This window comes from Vreelandella maris (genome assembly GCF_013371085.1).
Lineage (GTDB): Bacteria > Pseudomonadota > Gammaproteobacteria > Pseudomonadales > Halomonadaceae > Vreelandella > Vreelandella maris.
The window spans coordinates 187,960-203,566 of record NZ_JABWCV010000001.1 but is presented as its reverse complement, the minus strand read 5'-3'; the positions used below and the strand labels follow the sequence as shown (position 1 = coordinate 203,566).

Genomic DNA, 15,607 nt, shown 5'->3' with positions numbered 1-15,607 from the left:
CCGTGAAGGAAACATCCATTAAGGAACATCGTGCATGTCTGCAAACTCGCTGCTCTCACAAACGCCTTTAACACCGGGCTTTATGGTCGTGCACGCCAATCGCCTGGAAGACCTGCGCGGTTTGGCGGTGGAGTGGATGCGCCTACACCCGCTCTCGCCGCTGGAGAACGAGACTATTCTGGTGCAGAGCAACGGCATTGGGCAGTGGCTAAAGCTGGCGCTGGCGGAAGACCCGGCCCAGGGCGGGGCGGGCATAGCAGCGGCGTTGAACGTTACGCTGCCCGCGCGTTTTCTGTGGCAGGCTTATCGCACAGTGCTGACGCACTTAACCCACGACGAGCACGCAGTGCCGGAAACGTCGCCGTTTGATAAGTCGCGGTTGATATGGCGCCTTCTGCGCCTGCTGCCCAGCCTTGCCGAGCAGGAAGCCTTTGCGCCGCTGGCGCGCTTTCTAGAGGTCGATCGCGACCAGCGCAAACACTACCAACTGGCCGAGCGGCTGGCGGATCTGTTCGATCAGTATCAGGTGTATCGCGCCGATTGGCTGGACGCCTGGGCCAAGGGTAACGACGTGCTGATCACCGCCCGTGGCGAAACCCGCCCGCTGGAGGCGCACCAACTGTGGCAGCCCGAGCTCTGGCGTGCCCTGCGCGACGATGTGGCCAACACTCAAGGCGAAGCCGGCCTTAACAGCAGCCGTGCCCAGGTGCATAGCCGCTTTCTTGACGCCGCCGTTCAGCTTGAAGGCCAAGCATGCCCAAACGGCTTGCCCCGGCGGTTGATCATTTTCGGCATCTCGTCACTGCCGCAGCAAACCCTCGAAGCCCTGGCCGCGCTGTCGCGCTGCTGCCAGATTGTGCTCTGCGTGCACAACCCCTGCCAGTACTACTGGGCGGATATCATCGAGCACAAAGACTTGCTCCGCGCCAGCCGCTACCGCCAGCAGCGCAAGGCAGGCATGCCCGACGCCCTGGATGTGCTCGGCACCGGCGATGCCGACGACGCCCTGCACCTGCACGCACAGCCACTGCTGGCCGCCTGGGGTAAACAGGGGCGCGACTACCTGCGCCTGCTCGACGAACACGACGACTCCGGCAACTATCAAACGCTCTTCGAGCAGCAGGCGCTGCGCATTGACATGTTCGAGCCGTTCAGCGACGAATACCCTTGCCTGCTCAGCCAGCTGCAGGACGATATCCGCGAGCTGCGCCCGGTAGCGGAAACCCAAACCCACTGGCCCGCGCTCGACCCGGCCAGCGACGACTCCATCGTGTTCCATATCGCCCACGGCCCCCAGCGGGAAGTGGAGATTCTTCACGACCAGCTGCTGGCAGCCTTCAGCGCAAACCCAGATCTGCGCCCGCGGGATATCATCGTGATGGTGCCGGATATCGACCGCTACGCGCCGCACATTGAAGCCGTGTTCGGTCAGTACCGCTCCGCTTTTGGTGGCTATCACGTAAACGCGCGGCCCGACGACCCGCGTTACATTCCTTACACGCTGTCGGATCAGGCCAGCCGCCACCGCCTGCCGATGATGATCGCGCTGGAAAAACTGCTGCGCCTGCCGGAACTGCGCCTTTCAGTGAGCGACCTGCTTGATCTGCTGGAAGTCCCCGCGCTGCGCGCACGCTTTGGCATCGATGAATATGACCTGCCCACCCTGAGCCGCTGGATCGAGGGCGCTGGCATTCGCTGGGGGCTCAATGCCGAGCAGCGCACCCGGCTGGATCTTCCCGAAGGCCTGACCCAAAACACCTGGGCCTTTGGCCTGCGTCGCCTGCTGCTGGGTTACACCGTGGGCAGTGCTGAGGCGTGGCAAGGCATCGAGCCATTCGATGATATTGGCGGGCTGGAAGCATCGCTAGCCGGCCCCCTGGCAAATCTGCTGGAAAAGCTGGAAACCACCTGGGAGACCTTCTGCCAGCCCACCGACACCGCCACCTGGGTGGCCCGGCTGCGCGAGCTGCTGGAAACCTACTTCCTGACCGACGACGCCCAAGAGAGCGTGATGCTCACCAAGCTCGAAACCGCACTGCAGCAGTTGTTGGACAGCACCGAAGAGGCCGCGCTTTATGATTCCCTGCCGCTCTCCATGGTGCGCGAACACTGGCTGGGGCAAATCGACGAGCACAGCCTTTCCCAGCGCTTTCTGGCGGGGGCGGTCAACTTCGCCACCTTAATGCCGATGCGGGCCATTCCCTTCAAGCACGTATGCCTGCTGGGCATGAACGATGGCGAGTACCCGCGCTCACAGCCGCCGCTGGATTTTGACCTGATGGGCAGCGACTACCGCCCCGGCGACCGCTCGCGGCGGGAAGACGACCGCTACCTGTTTCTGGAAGCGCTGCTCTCCGCCCGCCAGCAGCTCTACATTAGCTGGGTCGGCCGCAGCCAGATCGACAACAACCCCATGCCGCCCTCGGTGCTGGTCGGCCAGTTGCGCGATCACCTGGAAGCAGGCTGGCACACCCACAACGGCGAGCCGCTGCTGGAAGCGTTAACCACCGAGCACCCGCTGCAGCCGTTTAGCCGCCGCTATTTTACCGAACAAGCCAGCGATTCCCCCGCCCAAGCACGGCTGTTTACTTATGCCCACGAGTGGCACGCCCTGCACACCCCCAGTGGCGAAAGCACCCAAGGCTCACAATCACCAGCGCTTAAGGCGGACAGCGAACAGCAGAGCACGTTAACCCTAGCCCAACTAGGCAGCTTTCTACGCGACCCGGCGAAGGCCTTTTTCAACACGCGCTTAGGGGTCTATTTCGAGCAGGAAGAGCTTACCCAACTGGATGTCGAGCCCTTTACTCTGGACGGGCTACAGAACTGGCAGTTGCAGGATCGATTGATTGCCGCCCAGCGCCACGCCGTGGATAACGGCCAACCGCGCATGGAAGCACTGCACGCAGCACTTGAACGCTTCAAGGGTCAGGGTGTGCTGGCCGTAGGAGCGTTTGGCGAGCGGATGCGCGAAGCACTGGCAGAACCAATGGACGCCCTGTTTGGCGCCTACGAAGAGGCGCTGCAAGAGTGGCCACACGAGGTAGCAGCACCACAGGCAGTGCATGTCGTTGAGAGAACTAAAGAAAAGGTAGCGCTGGAAGATTGGCTGGGAGAACTGCGCGAGGATGAGGCGGGCAATCGCTGCCGTCTGTTACTGCTCAGCAGTAGCTTGGTCAGTCAGGGGCGCGGCCGTGGTCAGTATCGCTGGCAACATCTGCTGCGGCCCTGGGTCGCGCATCTGGCGGGCAATAGTGAGCGCCCGATGACCACCCAGCTACTTTCCAAAGCAGGCCATGTGCGGCTGGAACCACTAGAAGCCGATAACGCACGCTACCAGCTACAAAACCTGCTAAGCGCCTGGTGCGATGGCATGCAGGCCCCGCTACCGCTGGCGCCACAGGCCGCTTTCGCCTGGTTGGCGAAGCTGGGCACGCCGGAATCAGAACCGGATAGCGATGCCTACGCCGCCGCCGAAACCGCCTACGAAGGGGGGCGCTTCCAGACCGGCGAAGTTGCCCAAAGCGCCTACCTTTCCCACCAGTGGCCGAGCTTCGAACGGCTGGTCAGCGAGCAGGCGCTAGGCCACCGTTTCGCCACGCTAACCGAAGCGCTCTATTCGCCGCTGCATCGTGCCGTTAAAGGCTGACAAGCTTAATGGCTCTTCCAGCCCAGGGTTAATACCCGCTTCGCCAGCGATATCATCTCCGGGTCGCCGGTGTGCTTATCCGGCACATCGGAGAGCTTGATCACCGGCAGCCACTGCTGCCCTTCCGGGCGCGCCTCGACCATCTTGATCACCATGTTCATCGGCTCGACGCCCACATCATTGGTGAAGTTGGTGCCGATGCCGAACGCCATGCCAATCCGGTCTTTGCAAAACGCATGAATATGCTCGACCTTCTCCGGCGTCAGCGCATCGGAAAAGATAATCGTCTTGCTCAACGGGTTGATGCCCAGACGCTCGTAGTGGGCGATGGTCTGGGAGGCAAAATCGATCGGGTCGCCGCTGTCATGGCGCACACCATCGAACAGCTTGGCGAACTTCTTATCGAAGCTGTCGAAGAAGGCCCGCGAGGTAAATGTATCGGTCAGGGCAATGCCCAGATCACCACGATACACATCCACCCAGTGCTCTAGGGCAAGGCTGTTGGCCATCTTAAACCCGAAGCGGGCACCGTGGAACATGAACCATTCATGGGCGTGGGTGCCAATCGGCTTGACCCCATGGCGCATGGCCAGCAGCACATTGCTGGTGCCGCTGAACGCCTCGCCACCATTGTGGCAAAGTGCACCCACCACACGGTCATGAACATCGAACGAGAAGCGCCGACGGGTGCCGAACTCGGCAATCTTCAACCCAAGACGGCGGTAGAGTTCGATCTTCTCCTGGGCGCGCTGTTCGATCATCGCATCGGCCTCATGGGTGACCGACACACCACGCAGCCGATACCACAGCTCACTGATCAGCGCCATCAACGGCACTTCCCACAAAATGGTGCGGTACCAAGGCCCCTCGATAATCACCGAGAGGTCACTGCCCTGCTGCTCGATAATCACCTCGGCAGGGTCGTAATGAAACCCGGCCAGGAAATCGAGATAGGTAGGGTCGAGATAGGGGCAGGTTATTTCGAGATAACGCTTTTCCTCATCACTCAGGCGCAGCATCGCCATCTGATCCACTTCGCGACGCAGCGCATCACCGAAGCCATCAGGAAATTCGTGCTCGCCACGATTGATAAAGGCGTAGCGCGCCTGGGCATAGGGAAAGCGTTTGATCACGGCGTTCTGCATCGTGATCTTGTAAAAGTCATTATCCAGCAGCGATGTCAGCATGAGATCCCATCGTTAGAGTGAACCGAAGCCGCCGGTAGCGTAAACTCATTGCACCAAGAGTGGCTCGGCGACAAGATTATCAGGTGGCGGGGCTCTCATACAGTCTAGGAGCTGTCTTGATGCGTCTTACTCAATCACAGCGTGACACGATTCTTTCGAGCGTACGCGAGTTCATTAAGCCTTCTGTGCAAGTCCAGGTGTTTGGTTCGCGGCTGGATGATAACAAGCGAGGCGGCGATGTTGATCTACTGTTGATCTCCCAGACAACGATACCGCTGCTTGCTTGTGCCGAACTCAAAATGGCGCTCGAACAACGCCTCCAACTGCCTGTGGATATAGTGGCCTATGCCTCGACGGCTGAACCCACGCCCTTCCAAGCAATCGCCTTGGCACAGTCACGCCCGATCGATAGTGAGGAAGCAGCATGAGTCATGATGTTCTCAGCGAACAACAACGCTATCTTGCGCAACTGCTGGAAGCGATCCAACGCTGTGCTTGGTTTCTACAACAGTCACGCAACAAAATTACCTGGCCGATTGACGGTGAGTGGCTGGCAGAACACAAAAAAGATGTGGATTATTTCGAAACCCTTGCCGCCATTAATGAGCGGTTTGCCAAGCTGCAAGACTCGATAGCATCGACTATGCGGCACAGCGCTTTGCTTGCCGGTGAATCCACTGACAGCTTTCTCAAGGTACTGGCTCTATTTGAAAAGCAAGGCGTAATTAACGCGACAAGTGATTGGCAACGCTGCCGCGCCATCCGCAATATCGCGGCACATGACTACTCGACCGACTACGAACAGATAGCCGAACACTTCAATCTACTGAACGAGCTCGCTGACATACTCTTAGTGACGTCTCAACGTCTTGTGGCCTGGAACGCTGAGCAACTCAGTATCTACCCCGCCAGCCCTGACTTTTCAGCTGAGTTTGACAGCATTTTCTTATGAGCCAGCCTGAACCACTCAATCCACTAAGCCTCCCGCTTCACGGCAGCCGACTGATAGAGGCCAGCGCTGGCACCGGTAAAACCTTCACCATCGCCCTGCTTTACGTGCGGCTAGTACTCGGTGGCCACAGCGTTGACGACGACACCGCGTTTATCCGCCCGCTTACGCCGCCGGAAATTCTGGTCGTCACCTTCACCAACGCCGCCACCCAAGAGCTACGCGAGCGGATTCGTAACCGGCTGGTAGAAGCGGCGGAAGTATTTCGCGATGCACCGGATCAAGCGAAGGGAGCAGGCCAAAGCGAGGGTCTTTTGCCAGGGATGGCAAAAGTAGCCCCCACGGACGGGTTCACGGCGCCCTCGCGTCGGCCTGCTGCCGAGCGAACTGCTGATCCGTTGCTACTGCAACTCCGAGACCAATACGACCCTGCCACCTGGCCCGCCTGTTCACGGCGCCTGGCGCTGGCCGCCGAATGGATGGACGAAGCCGCCGTCTCCACCATCCACAGCTGGTGCTACCGCATGCTGCGCGAACACGCCTTCGACAGCGGCAGCCTGTTCTCTCTCAACCTGGAAAACGACCAGCGCGAACTGGAACAAGAAGTGGTGCGCGACTACTGGCGCAGCTTCTACTACCCGCTTGACAGCGACGCCCTCGGCATTGTCACCCGTTACTGGAAATCCCCGGACGACCTGCACGCCCCGCTGCAACGGCTACTGCCCGAAAGCGAAGCGTTGGGCGACGAAAAGCCTGAACCCAGCGAGACCCTGGCCGCCACCCAGGCCGAACGCACCGCCCAGCTCAGCGAACTCAAAGCCCCCTGGGCCGCCTGGCTGGACGAACTGGTGCCCGCCCTAGAAGACGCCGCCACGCGCAAAGCCTTCAAGGGCCAGAGTTTCAACGCCAAAAGCCGCGCCAGCTGGCTAGGCGCACTACGCGAGTGGTGCGAAACCGATGCAGACCGCCCCGCGCTCACCGACGCCGCCTGGAAACGCATGACGCCCGACGGCATGGCCGATATCTGGAAAGAAGGCACACCGCCCTGCCCGCAAGCCTGGGAAGCGCTGGCCCAGCTCCCGCAAGCACTGGATGCCCTGCCCGAGCCGCGCAACGACCTGCTGATTCACGCCGTGCAGTGGTGCCGCGCACGACTAGAGCGCGAACAGGAACGCCGCGCCGAGATGGGCCCCAACGACCTTCTCACCCATCTGGATCGCGCCCTCAAAGGCCCCAACAAAGAGGCCCTGGCCGCGCAGATCCAGCGCCAGTTCCCCGTGGCACTGATTGATGAGTTTCAGGATACCGACCCGATCCAGTACCGCATCTTCAACGCCGTGTATGACGTCGCAACGCCCCGCCGCGACAGCGCCATCCTGCTGATTGGCGACCCCAAGCAGGCGATCTACGCCTTTCGCGGCGCGGATATTTTCACCTACTTACAGGCACGCCAAGACACCGATGGCCGCCACGTCACGCTGGGCACCAACTTTCGCTCCAGCCAAGCCATGGTGGCAGCGGTCAACCACTGCTTTAGCTACGCCGACCAGCACGATGCCGGCGCCTTTCTGTTCCGTGCCGATGGCGACGACAACCCGCTGCCGTTCAACCCCGTCAACGCCAAAGGCACCAAGGAAACACTGGTACTCAACGGCAAACCGCTAGCAGCGATGACCCTATGGCCGCTTGAAAGCGACGAACCGCTCTCCAAAACCGCTTACCAAAGCGAGATGGCCGAGCGCTGCGCATCGCACATGGCCTCCCTTTTGGAAGCAGGCCGCCAATATCAGGCGGGCTTTGCAAAGGGCGCTGGTGGCGATGACGATAACGGAGAGCAATCACTCACTCCGCTGGCCCCCTCGGACATGACGGTACTGGTCAACGGCCTGCAGGAAGCGCGGGCGATTCGGCTGGCGCTGGCCAGCCGGGGCATCAAGAGCGTCTACCTTTCCGATCACGACAAGGTGTTCAGTTCTCCCATTGCCCCGCAGCTAGCCATTTGGCTGCGCGCCTGCGCCGAGCCCCAGGCCAACTCCCGCCAAGCGGAAGCCAAGCTGCGCGCCGCCCTGGCAACGCCGGTGCTTGGGCTGAGCCTTGAAGCACTCGATTACCTCAACCAAAGCGAGCTGGCCTGGGAAGCGCGGGTCGAGCAGTTCAGCGACTACCACCGCCTGTGGCAGCGCCAGGGCGTGCTGCCGCTGGTGCGCCGTTTAATGGTCGATTTTGATATCGCCGCACGGCTGTTAGGCGAGTTCGCCGAGGGTGAGCGTTTGCTAACCGACCTGCTCCACCTGGGTGAAATGCTCCAGCACGCCAGCCAGGAACTGGATGGCGAACACGCGCTGATTCGCTTTCTAGCCGAAGCCATCGCCGACCCGGATAGCCACGGTGACAGCCACAAGCTGCGCCTGGAGAGCGATGCCGACTTGGTCAAGGTCGTGACCATTCACAAATCCAAGGGGCTAGAGTACCCGCTGGTGTTCCTGCCGTTTATCGCCAACCACCGCCCGGTCAGCGACACCGACCTGCCGCTGCGCTGGCACGATAGCGACGGTACGCTGCAACTCAGCCTGAGCGCCGATGAAGCCACGCTTACCACCGCCGACCGCGAACGCCTCGGTGAAGACCTGCGCAAGCTCTACGTCGCGCTCACCCGCGCCCGCCACGCCACTTGGCTCGGGCTGGCGCCGCTAAAAGGCAGCGAGAACAGCGCCATCGGCCACTTGATCAACGGCGGCAAGGCCATCGCCCCCAGCGCGTTTACCCACGCCTTGGGCGAACTGGTGAAAGGCAGTGATATCGATTTAAGTACCGCCCCGGAACCCACCGCGCTGCGCTTCACCCCGGCACCGGAACAGCAGGCACTGGGGCACGCCCGCACCCCGCTGCGCCCCGCCCGTGAACAGTGGTGGATCGCCAGCTACTCGGCGCTGCGCACCTCAGGGGCTGTCTCTGAAACGATGCCAGGGGCGGCGCAGCCAACGCCCGCGCCGGAACCCACCACGCCCCAGGAAGCCACCACCCTGGAAGTGCTGGATGAACCCCACGACAACGCCATCAACACCGAAGCGTTTCACCTGCACCGGTTTCCGCGTGGCCCAGGCCCCGGCACTTTCCTGCATGGATTGCTGGAGTGGGCTGGCCAGCTAGGCTTCAACAAAGCGCTAGAAGACCCCGCCGCCAGGGAAGACATGCTGCGGCGACGCGTGCAACTACGCGGCTGGCAAGCATGGCACGACACCCTGGCGGGCTGGCTGGAAGAACTCCTCGCCACGCCGCTTCCCCTGCCTCACTCTCTGTCACAGGCCCCGTCCCCGTCCCTGACAGAGCCCAGCGAAGGCAGCCAAGTGGCGCTATGTGAACTCGAAAGTTATCAGGTGGAACTGGAGTTCTGGTTTGCCGCGCACCAGGTACAAACGCGCAAGCTGGATGAGCTGGTCAGCGACCACTTACTGCCAGGGGTATCGCGCCCCGTGCTGGATGCCGACACCCTCAACGGCATGCTCAAGGGCTTTATCGACCTCGCCTTTGAGCATGAAGGCCGCTTCTATGTGCTCGACTGGAAATCCAACTACCTGGGCAGCGACGACAGCGCCTACACCACCGACGCCCTGCGCGATGCCATGCTCGAAAAACGCTACGACCTGCAAGCGGCGCTGTATATGCTCGCCCTCCACCGACTGCTAAAAGCGCGCCTGCCCGACTACGACCCGCGCCAACACCTGGGTGGCTCGATGACGGTATTTCTACGCGGCAGCCGCACCACCGACCGCGGCGTACACGCCGTGCCTGCCCCGGTCGCGCTGATCGAAGCGCTGGATGCACTGTTTACAGGCTCAGCAACAGCGTCAGCAGCAAGCAACCAGGAGGCTCTGGTATGAGGAAACAGTTATGAGTAAGCGAGACACGGCTTCCAAAAGCGAGTCCATGAACCTTGACCTGTTCGCCGATGACGCCCCGGCCGCTGCACCTGATTCAACCGCATCGGCAACACCACCGACAGAAGCAGCCGCCAGTGCTACCCAACCGCACCCCGCGCTAAGCGACACCGCCGCGCTATTTCTGCTGTGTGAACGCTGGGTTTCCCGTGGCTGGCTGCGGGATCTGGACCTAGCCCTGGTGCGCTTTCTCGACCGCGAAACCCAAAACGCCCCGCCACTGCTATTGCTAGGCGCTGCGCTGGCCAGCCACCAGCTTGGCCGTGGCCATGTATGCCTGGACATAGCTGCGACGCTGGAAGCGCCGGATTTTGCGCTTTCGCTGCCGCCGGAAGGCGACGACCTAAACGACCCACCGCCGCTGCCCAGCCACGTGCTGGCTACGCTAACGCTGCCCGAGTGGCAGGCCGCGCTCAACCATCCCACGCTGATCAGCGACGGCCTCGGCAATACGCCCCTGGTGGTGAGCCACAGCGGCAACACCAGCAAGCTCTACCTACGCCGCTACTGGCAGTTCGAGCAAACCCTGCACCAAGAAATCGCCAACCGCCTCACCATGAAGGATGGCGATGGGCCAGATAGCCCTTGTAGGAGCCCAATTCATTGGGCGATGGGAATGGGTGACGATAGTCACCCTGGAATACTCTCCCAAGCCCTAAACATCCTCTTCAAACCCACCAACACCCTAGACTGGCAAAAAGCCGCCTGCGCCCTCGCCGCCCGAAGCCCGTTCGCGATCATCACCGGCGGCCCTGGCACCGGCAAAACCACCACCGTGGTGCGCCTGCTAGCCCTGCTGCAAACCCTGCAACTGGCCCAGACCAACGCCTACCCGCTGCGCATTCGCCTGGCCGCCCCCACCGGCAAGGCCGCGGCACGGCTAAATGAATCCATCGCCGGGCAGGTGAAAGACCTACCCCTTAGCGGGTTGGAATCGCTATTAGGTGAGCACACTGCCGCTTCTTCATCGAACGCAATCGACATTCCGACGGAAGTGACCACGATCCACAGGCTACTTGGCGCCCGCGCCGACACCCGCCACTTCCGCCATAACGCCGCCAACCCGCTGGCGCTGGATGTGCTGGTGGTGGATGAAGCCTCGATGGTGGATATCGAAATGATGACGGCGCTGCTCAGCGCCCTACCCACCAGCGCCAAGCTGGTGCTGCTGGGGGATAAAGACCAGTTGGCATCCGTGGAAGCAGGTGCCGTGCTGGGCGACCTATGCCGCCGCGCCGACGCCGCCCACTACACACCCGCCACGGCGCAGTGGCTAGCCGAACTCACCGACCACCCGCTGCCAGAGGCATTAATCGACCCGGACGGCCAGGCGCTGGACCAAGCCATTACCATGCTGCGGGTAAGCCACCGCTTTACTGAAACAAGCGGCATCGGCCAGCTCGCCCAGGCGATTAACCAGCCGCTAAGCGAGGCAATGCGGGAACGGGATAAACACCAAGCCGTGCATGGCATACTAAATGACGGCTACGCCGACCTGCACCACCTGGTGTTGAAGCCTGATGCACAAAACGAAGACAGCGCCCTGGAGCGCCTGGTAATTACCGGCAGCGCGGAGCGTTTTCCCAACGCAGGCGAAGGCCGCACCAATTTCAAGGACGAGCCGATTGCACCGCCCACCGGCTATCAGCACTACCTGAATACCCTGGCGAGAGAGCGGCCTGATACGGCACTAGCATTTGAAGAGCACGTCGAGATTTACGATGCCTGGGCGAAGGAAGTACTTAAGGCTTACAGCCGCTTTCAGCTGCTATGCGCGCTACGCAAAGGCCCCTGGGGGGTAGAAGGTTTAAACCTGCGAATCGCCAAAACCCTGCGTCGCGAAAAGCTGCTGTTCGGCAACGACCACACGCTAGAGAAAGGCTGGTTCGAAGGCCGCCCGGTGCTGGTCACCCAAAACGACTATGGCTTGAAACTGATGAACGGCGATATCGGCATCACAATGGCAGTGCCTGATCCACGCTCTTCATTAGGAGCGCCAGGAAGAACGCTATTAAGAGTCGCCTTTCCGACCAGCGACCCGGAAAACCCCATTCACTGGGTGCTGCCTTCCCGCCTGCACGCGGTAGAAACCGTGTTCGCGATGACGGTACACAAATCCCAAGGTTCGGAGTTTCAGCACACCGCCCTGCTGCTACCGCAAACGCCCAACCCGATTCTCACCCGCGAGCTGGTCTACACCGCCATCACCCGCGCCCGCGATTGGCTCACGGTGGTAGAAGCCAAACGCGGAGTGTTGAATGAGGCTGTGGTGAGGGAGGTTATTAGGGTTAGTGGGGTTGGGGGTTAATTGAAACCGACTCCATCGGTTGTAGTAGTATCGGTTTTCGGCTAAGAGCAGTTATTGACTTTGAATGGGGGCTCGCTACGACATGTTGTCATAGCGTGCATTCCACAGCATAGCACTGATAACTTTGATCACTTTCTATTAAGTAACTTTCCACCTTTAGCACTTTCAATTCGGCGCTGGCTTTGCATACTAACATTTAAAGATTGAGCAATCTTTTGCTTATCCTTATACTCTACGGGAAACATGTATGTATGTTGTATCACATTTTCTCTTAATATTCTTTTACATGTTGGATTAGAGCGAAACTCTTTTTGAAGTTCTGTTATTCGCTTAAAGTCTAACCTTTTATGAAAATGCAAATGCATCGATTGATTTATGAGCTTAACAGCTGGCGTCCCGTTTTCTTCTTCAACTATTCTACACAACTCCTCTACTTCCACACCTCCCATTGAGCTTGATATTTTTCTCAGAACACCAAAAATCACCCCATAGGTCAGAAGCATATAAGTATGTTTGGCTTCTTTTTCTAAGTCCTTATCACTTACTCTTGGGTTCTCCTGTAAAACATGCTCGATGATTTTGATAACTTCACCTTTTGAAGCATCAGAAATACTTAAAAAATAAGACAAAAACCTCAGCCCGGTATCAAATCCCTCTTTAACCAAATCGACAAGCATTTCTTTAGGAAGTGACGCAGATCGATTACGTACAATCTGCCCTAGAATCTCAATTCCCTTAAAGGCCTTATTTATTCTTGCCAGGGTGTCACTTGGCTCTAAGTTTTCTATCTCATTTTCATATTTCTTATTTCTTATTTCCATTCGATCTAAATCATGAGCATTTTTTTCACGCTCATCTTCAATTTTTCTTTGCTCAAGTATTAAATCTGGTATATCACCAAGAAAGCTCTCCATAAATTTCAATGAATCCCGGTTCAAACTCGCAGCACTTTCTTCTTGGAATAAATCCATCATACAAACTTGTATTTCATCTAAAATCCAAGCATCTTTAGTATGATGTGTAATAAAAACAATTATATTTGCACAGTCCTCTTTGTGGAGATTCTCTAGCAAAAAAACAAAACTCTCCTTTACTTTTATGTTTTTATTGTATTGCTCTGATATATATTTAGAAGCAAAAAAATAATAAATGTACGGATATTTAAAATTATAACCATTTTCATTTTTTGACAATATGCTGCAGTTAACTAGCCTACTGATAACATTCTTCTCGTCTACAGCTAAATATGTTTCTGAATATTTTCTAAAAAAGACACCCAGAGCTTCTGGGCTTAGCTCACCACCATTTTCAAATTGCGACCACGCAAACTCAGTCATTACATTCATGTATTTATCAATATCTTTTCCAGATATATCCGCTTTCTCTAGAGCTTGATATACTAGGTATTGGTAACAATGCCCAAACGAAGTCAAATCAATTTGCTGGGCAGTATATGCTTCAAAAATTTGCAACAAGCTAAGTAGATATATAGGCTTAGGTGGAATTACACTTCGCCTCACTAAGGAATCCATCCTTGTTTTAAGCTCGTCTACATAGTAAAAAAGCTCAGCCTCATCAATTTCTTTGTCTCTACCAACAGAAACCCATTTCTCAATTAATTTTTCGCGTTTAAAGTTACCTAAAGGCAAAATCTCTTTAACAGAAAATATTGCCATACCTTCAATATCAGGAATAACGTATTGAAAAGAGTCAGAGGCAAGAATCACACAAGTATTAAATTCTCTCTCTATGCCATCCAGCAGTATGTTTTGATGCTTTTTATTTAAAGACACACTGGCAAAATTATCTATTATCAAAAACCTTTCGGCTGGAACTATTCCTGTAAGACAATCGATATTATTATATTGATTTTTTATCTCTTTATTACAAAGCTCAACTATATCACTTTCATTCAAATTTTCAGCATCAATAAATACTGGCTTTTTTCCGTTCTTAAAAGCATCTTTGTAGAGTGATTTTGCAAGAGCTGATTTCCCTGATTGTTCTTCACCAAGAACAAGGGCATATCCTTCACTTTCTGGTAGCCGAGCTGATGATATTTCTAAAAAGCTTTCATCATCTGAATCTAGGGCACGAAGATCTGGATAGATATAAATATCGTCCAATTTTATAACTTCTGTAGTTCTGCTTTTAAGAACAACTTCCGTGTCATTTAGCCATTCAAAAAAAGAACTTTTATGTACATAATCTTTCTTCGTCGCCGGCTCTTTCTTTGTAACCGCTTCTTTAATTGCGATTTTTATTTGCTCGACAACTTCTAGAAAAACACTATCCTTATCATCATATTGGCTGATCCAATTTCTTTCGGGAACACTTTTTAAATTTTCAAAAGGCGCGCCTTCGATATCACAAGGCCTCAACATAACAGGTATTACTCTTGCCCGGCCTTCCTCATGAAGCTGTATAGCATACTGCATTTCATGTCCATAACAATATACTGACCCAATAAAGTCTGGGCTTACCATAAGAAGTATTACAGCAGCTTGATTAATATTTTGATCAATTTCATCGCCTTTTACATCACCAGCGACAATATCTCTATTATGCCAAGTTTCTATCACTCCTCTGTGCTTTAACCCACTCAGATGGGAGATCATTTGATCTTTGTATTTTTCATCTGCACTACTGTAGCTAATAAATATCTTTTTCATGCTTTACCTCGAGATACAGCATGTTTATCAGATACTTTCTTGATAGCTTTTTTTATTGAATCTACTATATCTAGAAAAGCTGAGTCTTGGTTTTCCCATAAAGTAACTGGACGGCCATCCTTTGGCGCAGCCATTAACTTACCAAACGGTGCTTCTTTCCAGTCGCAAGGCCTTATAATTATTGGCACAACAATAGCATCTCCACTGTTATGTCGTTCCATAGCAATTTTCATCTCAGTATCAAAACAATAATCTGAAGCAATGAAGTCAGGACTAACTAAAAGTAAAATTATGTCATCATTTCTTACATGCTCGTCAATTTCTTTATCTAGCTCACTACCAACATCAATAGCCCTATCATGCCAAGCCTCAATAACACCTCTTCTTTTCAATAAAGAAAGCTGCGTATCAAGCTTATCTCTTATATCTTCGTCTTTATGAGAGTAAGAAAAAAATATCTTTTTCATTTTTTACACACCAATTTTATTAAAAATCTTTTTATGAAAAATTTTTTTGATAGCTCTAATAGCCGAATCTACCTGTATACTTAGGATCAGGATGAGTCAACCGTTCCTCACCCTATCAAATGCCAATGTTCCCGCTATAGCCTCCATACCCTCAATCGGCTCCTCATAACTCCAAGCAATATCCTGATTCTCACCCAGCGAGAAATACACCGTATGCCCTTTAAAGGGACAATAAGTGGTGGTTCCTGAAACGGTGAGTAAGTCCATCCGTACATCTTCGCGTGGAAAGTAGTGGCGTGGCGGATAGCCATGTTCGCGGAGTTCAAGCGTATTTGTGGAGTCGGCTAACAGAATGCCCTCAACCTGCACTTGCATGCGCTGCTTGCTTGGGTGAAGCGTTATGCGGGCATCTTGCATCTTATATTCCCTGCGGCGTT

9 protein-coding genes are annotated in these 15,607 nt (G+C 55.6%); 5 read left to right on the top strand and 4 right to left on the bottom strand.

What is annotated here, in order from left to right; translation table 11 throughout:
* The first annotated feature begins 34 nt into the window (after positions 1 to 34).
* On the top strand, positions 35 to 3,649 hold the full coding sequence (gene recC / locus HUO07_RS00940) for an exodeoxyribonuclease V subunit gamma (protein ID WP_176301996.1): 3,615 nt from the start codon (positions 35 to 37) through the stop codon (positions 3,647 to 3,649).
* Between the two features lie 5 nt (positions 3,650 to 3,654).
* On the opposite strand, the gene pncB is transcribed toward recC, so the two are convergent.
* The gene (gene pncB / locus HUO07_RS00935) at positions 3,655 to 4,836 is read right to left on the bottom strand and encodes a nicotinate phosphoribosyltransferase (RefSeq protein ID WP_176301995.1); all 1,182 of its coding nucleotides are present in this window, start codon (positions 4,834 to 4,836) and stop codon (positions 3,655 to 3,657) included.
* A 119-nt stretch (positions 4,837 to 4,955) separates the two neighbouring features.
* Here pncB and HUO07_RS00930 point away from each other — a divergent pair, with 119 nt between their 5' ends.
* Genes HUO07_RS00930 through recD form a run of 4 tightly spaced genes read left to right on the top strand, consistent with a single transcriptional unit; the run spans position 4,956 to position 12,031 of the window.
* On the top strand, positions 4,956 to 5,264 hold the full coding sequence (locus tag HUO07_RS00930) for a nucleotidyltransferase domain-containing protein (protein WP_176301994.1): 309 nt from the start codon (positions 4,956 to 4,958) through the stop codon (positions 5,262 to 5,264).
* Positions 5,261 to 5,788 (top strand): hypothetical protein, encoded by a 528-nt coding sequence (locus tag HUO07_RS00925; RefSeq protein ID WP_176301993.1) that lies wholly within the window; start codon positions 5,261 to 5,263, stop codon positions 5,786 to 5,788. The genes HUO07_RS00930 and HUO07_RS00925 overlap by 4 nt, the downstream gene beginning before the upstream one ends.
* A complete protein-coding gene (gene recB, locus HUO07_RS00920; protein WP_176301992.1) occupies positions 5,785 to 9,666 on the top strand; it encodes an exodeoxyribonuclease V subunit beta in 3,882 nt (1,293 codons plus the stop codon). The genes HUO07_RS00925 and recB overlap by 4 nt, the downstream gene beginning before the upstream one ends.
* A gap of 46 nt (positions 9,667 to 9,712) precedes the next feature.
* On the top strand, positions 9,713 to 12,031 hold the full coding sequence (recD, locus tag HUO07_RS00915) for an exodeoxyribonuclease V subunit alpha (RefSeq protein WP_176302064.1): 2,319 nt from the start codon (positions 9,713 to 9,715) through the stop codon (positions 12,029 to 12,031).
* A gap of 128 nt (positions 12,032 to 12,159) precedes the next feature.
* On the opposite strand, the gene HUO07_RS00910 is transcribed toward recD, so the two are convergent.
* The 3 genes from HUO07_RS00910 to HUO07_RS00900 form a co-directional block, all read right to left on the bottom strand.
* Entirely contained in the window at positions 12,160 to 14,703 is a 2,544-nt protein-coding gene (locus tag HUO07_RS00910) for a toll/interleukin-1 receptor domain-containing protein (RefSeq protein ID WP_176301991.1), read from the bottom strand.
* Complete coding sequence (locus tag HUO07_RS00905; RefSeq protein WP_176301990.1) at positions 14,700 to 15,170, bottom strand: toll/interleukin-1 receptor domain-containing protein; 471 nt, start codon at positions 15,168 to 15,170, stop codon at positions 14,700 to 14,702. The genes HUO07_RS00910 and HUO07_RS00905 overlap by 4 nt, the downstream gene beginning before the upstream one ends.
* A gap of 96 nt (positions 15,171 to 15,266) precedes the next feature.
* On the bottom strand, positions 15,267 to 15,587 hold the full coding sequence (locus HUO07_RS00900) for a DUF427 domain-containing protein (protein ID WP_176301989.1): 321 nt from the start codon (positions 15,585 to 15,587) through the stop codon (positions 15,267 to 15,269).
* Positions 15,588 to 15,607 lie beyond the last annotated feature (20 nt).